Consider the following 10,364-nt stretch of genomic DNA (forward strand, 5'->3'; position numbering starts at 1 on the left):
GGGTCAGCCCTTCCAGAGGGCGAGCATCATCGCCTCGACGGCGATCCGGGGCTTCACGTTCGCCTCGATCGCGGCCCGGCACTCCAGCACCGCCTCCAGCCGGCGCAGCGACCCCTCGGCGTCCCATTTCGCCGCGCCGGCCCCGGCCACCTCGGCGGTGTCGGTGTGCACCGGCGCGACGGGGGCGCGCAGCGCCATGGTGAGCGCGTCCCGGTAGAAGCCGGCCAGGTCGACCAGGGCTCGGTCCAGCGCGTCCCGCTGGGCCCGGGTGGCCCGCGACTTCTGCCGCCGCTCCAGGTCCTTGAGCTGCCCGGCGGCGCCCCGGATGGCGCCGGCCGCCCCCCGGCCGGTGCCGCCCGCGCCGAGCGCCGTCTCCAGCGCGGCCCGCTCGGCCGCGTCGGTCTCCGCCACCGACGCCTCGGCTTCCGCCTCGGCCGCCTCGATCAGCGCGGACGCCGCGTCGAAGGCGGCGCCCACCCCGGTCAGCCGGCGCGGCACCGCGAGCACCGCCTCCCGGCGCTTGCGCGCCTCCGGGTCGCGGGCCAGCCGCCGGGCCCGCCCCACGTGCCCCTGCGCGGCGGCCGCCGCCCACTGCGCCACGTCGGGCCCGATGCCGTCCCGCCGGACCAGCACCTCGGCCACCGCGCCGGCCGGCGGCTGCCGCAGCGGTACGACCCGGCAGCGCGATCGGATGGTCACCGAGATGTCGTCCGGGTGGGTGGACGGGGCGCAGAGCAGGAAGACGGTCCGGGGCGGCGGCTCCTCGATCGCCTTGAGCAGCGCGTTGCCGGCGGCCTCGGTGAGCCGGTCGGCGTCCTCGATCACCACCACCTGCCAGCGCCCGCCGGACGGGGTGCTGGCGGCGCGCAGCACCAGCGCCCGCATCTCGTTGACGCCGATGGAGAGCCCTTCCGGCACCACCAGCCGGACGTCCGCGTGGGTGCCGGCGAGGGTGGTATGGCAGCCGGGGCACTCGCCGCAGCCGGTGCCGTGCACGCACTGCAGGGCAGCGGCGAACGCCCGCGCCGCCACCGACCGGCCCGACCCCGGGGGGCCGGTGAAGATCCAGGCGTGCGTCATCCCCGCCCCGGGATCGCCCGCCGCGCCGCCGCCCGCACCCGGGGCGGCCTCCTCGGCGAGGGCGGCCAGCCCGTCGTCGGCGGCCACGGCCGGGCCGCCCCCGGGCCGGACGGCGGCGGTACGCAGCACGGCGGCCGCCGCCGCGGCGGCCCGGCGCAGCGTGTCGACCGCCTCGTCCTGCCCGACCAGGTCGGCGAAGACGTCCGGCATCAGGTCCGGTGCTCCATCGTCACCAGCTCCGCGTCGGATAACTCGGGCTGCACCGAGGTGTCCGGCCCGTGTGCCGGGCGCGGGTGCACGATGCCGCCGGGAGCGAGCATCTCCCCGACCCGCCGGGCCACCTGCTCGGCGATCTCCTCGACCGGGCGGGACGCGTCGAGCACCAGGTAGCGCTTCGGGTCGGCGGCGGCGAGGTCGAGGAAGGCGTACCGGACCCGCTCGTGGAAGGCCACCGACTCGGCCTCGACGTGGTCGGCCTCCTCGTTGCGGGCCGCGACCCGGGACAGGCCGGTGTGCGGTTCGACGTCGAGCAGCACCACCAGGTCGGGCTTGAGCCCGCCGGTGGCCCAGGAGGAGAGCCAGGAGACCTCGTCGACCGGGAGGGTGCGCCCCGCCCCCTGATATGCCAGCGACGAGTCGACGTACCGGTCGCTGATCACCACCGCGCCCCGGGTCAGCGCCGGCCGGACCACGGTGGCCACGTGGTGTGCCCGGTCGGCGGCGTAGAGCAGCGCCTCGGCGCGCGGCGACGGCACGTCCGATCCCGGCGCGCCGAGCAGCAGCGAGCGGATCCGCTCGCCCACCGCGGTAGCTCCCGGCTCGCGGGTGACCACCACCTCGCGCCCCTGCCCGCGCAGCCGCTCGGCGAGCGCGCCGAGCTGGGTGGACTTGCCGGAGCCCTCGCCGCCCTCGAAGACCACGAAGAGCCCGGCCGAGACGAACGGCTCGGCCGGCATCAGCGGGCGGCCCCGGACCGAGCCCCACAGGTCGGCCAGGACCGGTACACCCTTCTTGTCGTCCATCTGGCCGAACGCGCTGATCCCGGCGAAGATGCCGGCGGCGCCCGCGGCGAGCAGCAGCAGCCGGGTCGACGAGATCGACACGCCCAGGTCGGCGATCTCCAGCGTGCGGGAGCCGCCGACACCGGCGAGCAGGCTGCTGAGGCCGATCGCCAGGATGAGCACCAACCGGGTGCCGATCTGCACCACCGCGAAGACCCGGCCGCGGACCTCGTCGGCGATCTCCCCGCCGAGCAGGGTGGTGCCGGAGAGGAAGGCCATCCCGGCGCCGGCGCCGACCAGGATCGCGCCGAGGATCGCCATCGACAGGTGGATGGCGAAGGCCAGCGTCATCACCGCGGCGCTGGCCAGCACGATGCTCATGCCGAACCAGCGGCGGCGGGACATCTCCTTGACGATCATCGGGCCGAGCCCGATGCCGATCGCCAGCCCGACGAAGATGGCGCCGAAGAGCAGGTAGAAGGCGGCGTCACCGGCGCCCAGCGAGGCGGCGAAGAACCGGGCTGTACCGATCACGATGCCGCCGCCGGCGAACGCGCCGAAGATGCCCAGCACCAGGCCCCGGACCAGCCGGGTCTGGCCGATGAACCGCCAGCCCTCGAGGAACTGCCGGGTCATGCTCTGCCCGGTGCGCTCCCGCTCGGCGGTCTGCACCCGGCTGATCTCCTTGATCCCGAACGCGACGACCAGCGCGGTGGCCAGCCGGGACAGCGCGTTGAACCAGAGCGCCAGCTGGGCCGGCTCGGCCCAGCCGGGCATCTCGCCCCCGGTCACCGCCCGGATGCTGCGGTCGAGCACCGCGATGCCGAGCGCGGCGAGGACCGGGGTGAGGCCGTACGTGGTGATCAGGGTGAGCTGGTTGGCGGTCTCCAGCTTCGCGCGGGGGATCAGATTGGGGACCGCGGCCTCCTTGGCCGGGATCCAGAGCAGGGTGATCGTCTCGATCAGGAAGGTGGCGACGGTGGCCCAGCCGACCACCACGCCGCCGCTGGCGCCGAGCAGCGCGACCAGCGGGATCGACGCGAACAGCAGGAAGCGCAGCACGTCGCAGATGACCATCGTCCAGCGCCGGTCGAACCGGTCGGCGAGCACCCCCGCGAACGGGCCGAGGATCAGCGCGGGCAACAGTCGGATGGCGATGACGATGCCGAAGGCGGCACCCTTGGCGGTACTGCCCTGGACCTGGGCGGCGGCGAAGACGGACGTGGCGAGCAGGCCGAGCCAGTCGCCGAACGACGCCGCGCCGAGCACGATCCAGAGCCTGCGGAACGGCCGGATGCGCAGCACCGAGCGGATCGCGGCGTAGCCGGAATGGTCGACCGCGCTGGTGGACTGCTGCGCGGACGACGACACGCCGGACGACTCGCCGTTCTTCTGGCTTTCGATGGCCGTACCTCCACGTGCCGGCCCATCGCTGGGCGCCCCCGGTGGAACACTCTAGACCCGGCGGGAACCCGCCCCGCCGCGACATTCTCCTGCTCGCCGAGCCTAGGCCGCCGCGACCACCGCCCGCAGCCCGGGTGGATGCGAGGGTATTTCGCATTGACCGTCGGACAGTTAGCGTGCACACGTGACCACCGAAAGCGACAAACTTCGCGGGCGCCTCGATCGGGCGACCGCACACCTCGACCCGCCGTACGCGGTGGTCGACCTCGCGGCCTTCGACGCCAACGCCGCCGCGCTGGCCGACCGCGCGGCCGGCAAGCCGGTCCGGGTCGCCAGCAAATCGGTCCGCGCCCGGGAGCTGATCAGCCGCGCGCTGGGCCGGCCTGGCTGGCACGGGGTGATGGCCTTCACCCTCCCCGAGGCGATCTGGCTGGTACGCACCGGAGTGAGCACCGACGTGCTGGTGGCGTACCCCACCGCCGACCGGACCGCGCTCGCCGAACTGGCCGCCGACCCGGCGCTCGCCGCCGCGGTGACGCTGATGGTCGACGGCGTCGACCAGCTCGACCTGGTCGACGCCGTGCGCGCCCCCGGGCACCGGCCCGAGCTGCGGGTCTGCCTCGACCTGGACGCCTCGTGGCGGCCGTTGCGCGGGCGGGTGCACATCGGGGTGCGCCGCTCGCCGCTGCACAGCGCGCGGGACACCGGCGCGTTCGCCGCCGCCGTCGCCGGCCGCGCCGGCTTCCGGCTGGTCGGGCTGATGGCGTACGAGGCGCAGATCGCCGGCCTCGGCGACGCGCCGCCCGGGCGGGCGGTGCGCGGCGGCGCGATCCGGCTGGCCCAGCGCGGCTCGTACCGTGAGCTGCTGGCCCGCCGGGGCGCGGCGGTGGCCGCGGTACGCGAACACGCCGACCTGGAGTTCGTCAACGGCGGCGGCACCGGCAGCGTGGCCGCGACCAGCGCCGATCCCGCGGTCACCGAGGTCACCGCGGGATCGGGCCTGTACGGACCGACGCTGTTCGACGCGTACCGCGCCTGGCGCCCCACCCCGGCGGCGTTCTTCGCCTGCGCGGTGGTCCGCCGCCCGGCACCCGGGCTGGCCACCGTGCTGGGCGGCGGCTGGATCGCCTCCGGCCCGGCCGAGCGCAGCCGCCTTCCCCGCCCGTGGCTGCCGGCCGGACTGAAGCTGATCGGCACCGAGGGGGCCGGCGAGGTGCAGACCCCGCTGACCGGCACGGCCGCCGCCACGCTGCGGGTCGGCGACCGGGTGTGGTTCCGGCACGCCAAGGCCGGCGAACTCGCCGAGCACGTCAACGAGCTGCACCTGGTGGACGGGGACGTGGTGGTGGCGACCGTGCCGACCTACCGCGGCGAGGGCCACGCCTTCCTGTGACGGGCTCCGGGCCGATAGCAGGCGGTCCGGAGCCAGCCGGACCCGACCGCGCTCAGGCGGGCTGGGGTTCGTCCTCGAACTCCGCCGGCTCCTCCTCGACGGCGGTGCGGGCGTCGACCTGCCGGTGCAGGTACTCCCGGATCAACGCCTTCGCCTCGGCCAGCACCCGCTCGTCGCCGTCCGGCTGGCGACGGAACGCGAGTTTGATCAGCGCGTCGGCCGCCTCCACGGCGATCTCCAGGTGGAAGCGGAGCTCGGGGCCGTCGGCCAGGCCGAAGCGCTCGGTGAGCACCCGGGCCAACTGGTCCGCGATCACCCCGTTGTTGTCCCGCTGCTCATCGAGCAGGTGCAGGTCGACCACGTCGCCGAAGTGCAGGGTACGGAACCCCGGGACAGTACGGTGCATCGTGATGTACTCGTCGATCCCCGCGTCGACGCCGTCCCACCAGTGGGTCAGGTCGTCGGAGGCGAACCGCTCGTCGAGCCGCTGGAGGTAGGACTCCATCGTGCGCAGGGTCAACGCCTGCACGATCGCCCGCTTGTCCGGAAAGAACTGGTAGACCGACCCGATCGCCACCTCGGCACGCTCGGCGAGCAGAGTCGTGGTCAGCCCCTCGTACCCCACCTCGTCGACGAGTTCGGCGCAGGCGTCCAGCATCCGCTGGACCCTCGCGACACTTCGACCCTGCACCGGTACCCGGCGCAGCGGCCCGGTCGTGGCGGCTGGTGTGGACACTCGGCGCCACCCCCCTTCGACGGATGAACATATCTGCACGTCACGAGTTCGTGACTACCGGTACAACGAGCGGACCTCGATTGCGGTATTTACCAGCTACAACGTTCCTGATATGAAGTCAGTTCATATTCACTTCGAGGAGCGCGCCATGGCCGGCACCGCACTGCCCACCGCCGCCTGGTCCAACTGGGCCGGCAACCAGCGCAGCACCGCCACCACCATCCTGCGCCCCACCTCCGTCGGCGAGATCGCCGAGGCGGTCCGGGCCGCCGCGGCGGGCGGGGACCGGATCCGGGCGGTCGGTAGCGGCCACTCCTTCACCGCGGTCGCCGTCACCGACGGCCAGCGGATGGAACTGACCGAACTCGACACCGGTGTACGGGTCGACGTCGATCGTCGACTCGTCACCGTACCGGCCGGGATGACGCTGCGCGCGCTCAACGACCTGCTCGGCGCGCGCGGGCTGGCGCTGCCCAACCTCGGCGACATCGACGCGCAGACGGTCGCCGGGGCGATCTCCACCGGCACCCACGGCACCGGAGCCGGGTACGGGTGCCTGGCCACCTTCGTCGAGGCGCTCACCCTGGTCACCGGCACCGGCGAGGTGCTGCGCTGCTCCGCCGACGAACACCCGGACGTCTTCGCCGCCGCCCGGGTCTCCCTCGGCGCGCTCGGCGTGCTGGTCGAGGTGACGCTGCGCTGCGTGGACGCCTTCGTGCTGCACGCCCACGAACGGCCGGCGCCGCTGGACGCCGTGCTCGGCGAACTGCCGGCCCTGATCGAGACGCACGACCACGTCGAGTTCTACTGGTTCCCGTACACCGCGCGGGTGCAGGTCAAGACCAATGACCGGGTGCCCACCGACGACCGGCCGCTGCCCCGGTGGCGCGGCTGGCTGGACGACGAGTTCCTCGCCAACACCGTCTTCGCCGGCGCCTGCCGGCTCGGCCGCGCCGTGCCGGCGCTGGTACCGGCAATCAGCGCCGTCTCCGCCCGGGCGCTCAGCGAGCGCCGCTACACCGGCCGCTCCGACCGGGCCTTCTGCACCCCGCGCCGGGTCCGCTTCGTGGAGATGGAGTACGCGCTGCCGCGCGCCGCCCTGCCCACGGCCCTGGCCGAGCTGCGGCGGATCGTGGCCGGGCTGCCGTTCAAGGTGCTCTTCCCGGTCGAGGTGCGGTTCACCGCCCCCGACGACATCTGGCTGTCGCACGGGTACGGGCGCGAGTCGGCGTACCTGGCGATCCACCAGTACGTCGGCATGCCGTACGAGCCGTACTTCCGCGCGTTCGAGCAGGTGGCGACGGGCCTGGGTGGCCGCCCCCACTGGGGGAAGCTGCACTGGCGCGACGCGGAGTCGCTCGCCCCCGCATACCCCCGCTTCGCCGACTTCCTCGCCGTCCGCGACCGCCTCGACCCCCACCGCCTCTTCACCAACCCCCACCTCACCCGCATCCTCGGCTGAACCGGGTCCGTACCGGATACGAGCCGGCCCGGGAGGGGCCGGCTCCACACCAGGATCCGGAAGGGGTCAGGCGTTACTCCGGTGCGGAGGTGGCCTTCTTGGCGGTGGTGGCCTTTTTGGGGGTGGTGGCCTTGGCGGTGGTGGCCTTCTTGGCGGTCGACTTGGCCGCCGCGGCGGTCTTTTTCGTGGCGGTGGCCTTCTTGGCGGGAGCCTTCTTCGCCGCCGCCTTCTTCCTCGGCGCCGGACCCTTGGCCCGCTTCTCGGCGAGCATCTCCGAAGCCTCCTCCAGGCTCAACGCCTCCGGAGTCTGGCCGCGCCGCAGCGACGCGTTGGTCTCGCCGTCGGTGACGTACGGGCCGAAGCGGCCGTCCTTGATCACCAGCGGCTTCTCGGTCAGCGGGTCGACGCCCATCTCGCGCAGCGGGGGCGCGGCCGCCCGGCGCTGGCGGGTCTTCGGGGCGGCCAGCAGGGCCAGCGCCTCGTCCAGCGTGACGGTGAACATCTTCTCTTCCGAGTCCAGCGAGCGGAACTCGTCACCGCGCTTGACGTACGGGCCGTAGCGGCCGTTGTTGGCGAAGACCTCGACGCCGTCCGGGGCCACGCCGACCAGCCGGGGCAGGCTGAGCAGCTTCAGCGCCTCCTCGAAGGTGAGCGAATCCGGCGACTGCGAGCGCAGCAGCGAGGACTTGCGCTCCCCGCTGGCCACGTACGGGCCGAACCGGCCGGACTTGAGCAGGATCGGCTCGCCGGTGGCGGGGTCGTCGCCGAGCTTGCGCTCGCCCCCGCCACCGAGGAACAGCTCGTGCACCTTCTCCGGGGTCAGCTCGTCGGGCGCCAGCCCCTCGGGGATGGGGGCGCGGTCGCCCTGGGCGCCGCCCTCCTCACCCTCCGCCGCGGGGGCGGGCTGCTCACCCGGCACCGCCCGCTGGAGGTACGGCCCGTAACGGCCGACCCGGACGACCACCTCACGGCCCTCGTCGTCGGTGAACAGCGGGATCGAGTTGACGCTGCGCGCGTCGATCTCGCTGAGGTTCTCCGTCACCAGCTTCTTCAGCCCGCCGGAGCGGGCGATGTCCCGGTCACCGGCGCCGTTGGCGCTGCCGAAGTAGAAGGCGGTGAGGAAGTCGACCGCGGCGTGGTCACCGCCGGCGATCTCGTCCAGCTCGTTCTCCATGCTGGCGGTGAAGTCGTAGTCGATCAGGCGCGGGTAGTGCCGCTCCATCAGCCCGATCACCGCGAACGCCAGGAAGGACGGGATCATCGCCTGGCCGCGCTTGACGACGTACCCCCGGTCCTGGATGGTCTGCATGATCGACGCGTACGTTGAGGGACGGCCGATGCCCAACTCCTCCAGCGCCTTGACCAGCGACGCCTCGGTGTAGCGCGCCGGCGGCTGGGTGTGGTGCCCTTGGGCGGCCAGTTCCTCGGCAGTGAGCGGCTGGTCCTTGACCAGGGTGGGCAGCCGCCGCTCGGCGTCCTCGGCCTCGGCGTTCTCGTCGTCGCTGGACTCGACGTACGCGCGCAGGAAGCCCGGGTCGGTGATGGTCTTGCCGGTCGCGCCGAAGTCGGCCTCCTCGCTCGCGGAGGAGACGGCGCGGATCCGCACCGAGACGCTGGAGCCGACCGCGTCGGTCATCTGCGAGGCGATGGTGCGCCGCCAGATCAGCTCGTAGAGCTTGAACTCCTCGGCGGAGAGCTCCTTGGCCACCTCGCCGGGGGTGCGGAAGTTGTCCCCCGCCGGGCGGATCGCCTCGTGCGCCTCCTGCGCGTTCTTCACCTTGCCGGTGTAGCGGCGAGGCTCCGGCGGCACGCTGCGCTCGCCGTAGAGCTCGGTGATCTGCCGCCGGGCCGCCGCGATGGCGGTCTCGGACAGGTTCACCGAGTCGGTACGCATGTAGGTGATGTAGCCGTTCTCGTAGAGGCGCTGCGCGGTGCGCATCGTCTGCTGCGACGAGAACCGCAGCTTGCGGGCCGCCTCCTGCTGGAGGGTCGAGGTGATGAACGGCGCGTACGGGCGGCGGCGGTAGGGCTTCTCCTCGACCCGGGTGACGGTGAACGGCCGCCCTTCCAGGCGGGCCGCCAGGCCCCGGGCACCCCCTTCGTCGAGGTGGACCACGCCGGCCCCGGGCTTCACCTTGCCGGTGGTCGGCTCGAAGTCCTTGCCGGTCGCGATCCGGTCGCCGTTCAGCGCGACCAGGGTGGCGGCGAAGGCACGCGGGCCCTCGCCCACCTCGGCGACGGCCAGGGTGGCGAGGATGTCCCAGTACTCCGCGGTGCGGAACGCCATCCGCTGGCGCTCCCGCTCGACCACGATCCGGGTCGCCACCGACTGCACCCGGCCCGCCGACAGCTTCGGCATGACCTTCTTCCACAGCACGGGCGAGACCTCGTAGCCGTAGAGGCGGTCGAGGATGCGCCGCGCCTCCTGGGCGTCGACCAGGTCCCGGTCGATCTCCCGCGGGTTGGCCACCGCCGCCTGGATCGCCGGCTTGGTGATCTCGTGGAAGACCATCCGCTTGACCGGCACCTTGGGCTTGAGCGTCTCCACCAGGTGCCAGGCGATCGCCTCGCCCTCGCGGTCCTCGTCGGTGGCGAGGAGGATCTCGTCGACCTCCTTGGCCAGCTTGGTCAGCTTGCTGATCTGCTGCTTCCGGTCGGCGGAGACGACGTAGAGCGCGTGGAAGCCGTTGTCGACGTCGACCCCGAGCCGGGCCCACGGCTCGCCCTTGTACTTCGCCGGCACGTCGGCGGCGTTGCGCGGCAGGTCGCGGACATGACCGAAGCTGGCCTCCACGACGTACCCCGGGCCGAGGTAGCCCGAGATCGTCTTGGCCTTCGCCGGTGACTCGACGATCACCAGGCGCGTGGTTCCAGCGTTGCTCGGCACGTCTCTCTCCGACCTCACTCCTGCTCGCGGCCGCCCGGTGTCCGGTTCGGCCCACCCTCGACCTACCGGTACCCGGCGGTCCGGATGTCCAACGTAACGCGCCGCCCGCGTTTCGGGTTTCGCGGGCGGCAAACCGCACTCCGGCGGGCCGCCCGCCGCTCCATCGCACGGCGGACCTGCCGGACGGCGCCACCGTACACCGTGGGTACGGCTGGCAGCGGGACACTGTGACGATGGCGGACCGACGGCCGAGCCCTCACCCACCCGTTTTCCGCCCCGCCCCACCCCACTGTCACCAACCGGACAACCACCCCCACCCACGTCGATCATGGGGTTGTGGTGGGCGGATCACGATGCTTTGCCCCTTCTGCGGGGTCACCACAACTGCATGATCCACCAGG

6 protein-coding genes are annotated in these 10,364 nt (G+C 73.2%); 2 read left to right on the forward strand and 4 right to left on the reverse strand.

What is annotated here, in order from left to right:
• Positions 1–3: 3 nt before the first annotated feature.
• Positions 4–1,290 carry a DNA polymerase III subunit delta' gene (locus tag C1I99_RS23955; RefSeq protein ID WP_111136459.1) on the reverse strand — a complete coding sequence of 429 codons (1,287 nt, stop codon included), beginning with the start codon at positions 1,288–1,290 and terminating at the stop codon, positions 4–6.
• Entirely contained in the window at positions 1,290–3,386 is a 2,097-nt protein-coding gene (gene tmk, locus C1I99_RS23960) for a dTMP kinase (protein WP_111136464.1), read from the reverse strand. Before tmk ends, C1I99_RS23955 begins: the two co-directional genes overlap by 1 nt.
• A gap of 283 nt (positions 3,387–3,669) precedes the next feature.
• Here tmk and C1I99_RS23965 point away from each other — a divergent pair, with 283 nt between their 5' ends.
• The gene (locus C1I99_RS23965; RefSeq protein ID WP_111136460.1) at positions 3,670–4,878 is read left to right on the forward strand and encodes an alanine racemase; all 1,209 of its coding nucleotides are present in this window, start codon (positions 3,670–3,672) and stop codon (positions 4,876–4,878) included.
• A gap of 52 nt (positions 4,879–4,930) precedes the next feature.
• On the opposite strand, the gene C1I99_RS23970 is transcribed toward C1I99_RS23965, so the two are convergent.
• Positions 4,931–5,536 carry a TetR/AcrR family transcriptional regulator gene (locus tag C1I99_RS23970; RefSeq protein ID WP_111136461.1) on the reverse strand — a complete coding sequence of 202 codons (606 nt, stop codon included), beginning with the start codon at positions 5,534–5,536 and terminating at the stop codon, positions 4,931–4,933.
• A 226-nt stretch (positions 5,537–5,762) separates the two neighbouring features.
• Between C1I99_RS23970 and C1I99_RS23975 the strand changes: the two genes are divergently transcribed.
• A complete protein-coding gene (locus tag C1I99_RS23975) occupies positions 5,763–7,076 on the forward strand; it encodes a D-arabinono-1,4-lactone oxidase (protein WP_111136462.1) in 1,314 nt (437 codons plus the stop codon).
• A 73-nt stretch (positions 7,077–7,149) separates the two neighbouring features.
• On the opposite strand, the gene topA is transcribed toward C1I99_RS23975, so the two are convergent.
• Positions 7,150–9,963 (reverse strand): type I DNA topoisomerase, encoded by a 2,814-nt coding sequence (gene topA / locus C1I99_RS23980; RefSeq protein WP_111136463.1) that lies wholly within the window; start codon positions 9,961–9,963, stop codon positions 7,150–7,152.
• Positions 9,964–10,364: the final 401 nt, after the last annotated feature.

Origin of the sequence: Micromonospora deserti (assembly GCF_003236335.1) — a bacterium.
In the GTDB taxonomy this organism is placed as follows: domain Bacteria; phylum Actinomycetota; class Actinomycetes; order Mycobacteriales; family Micromonosporaceae; genus Micromonospora; species Micromonospora deserti.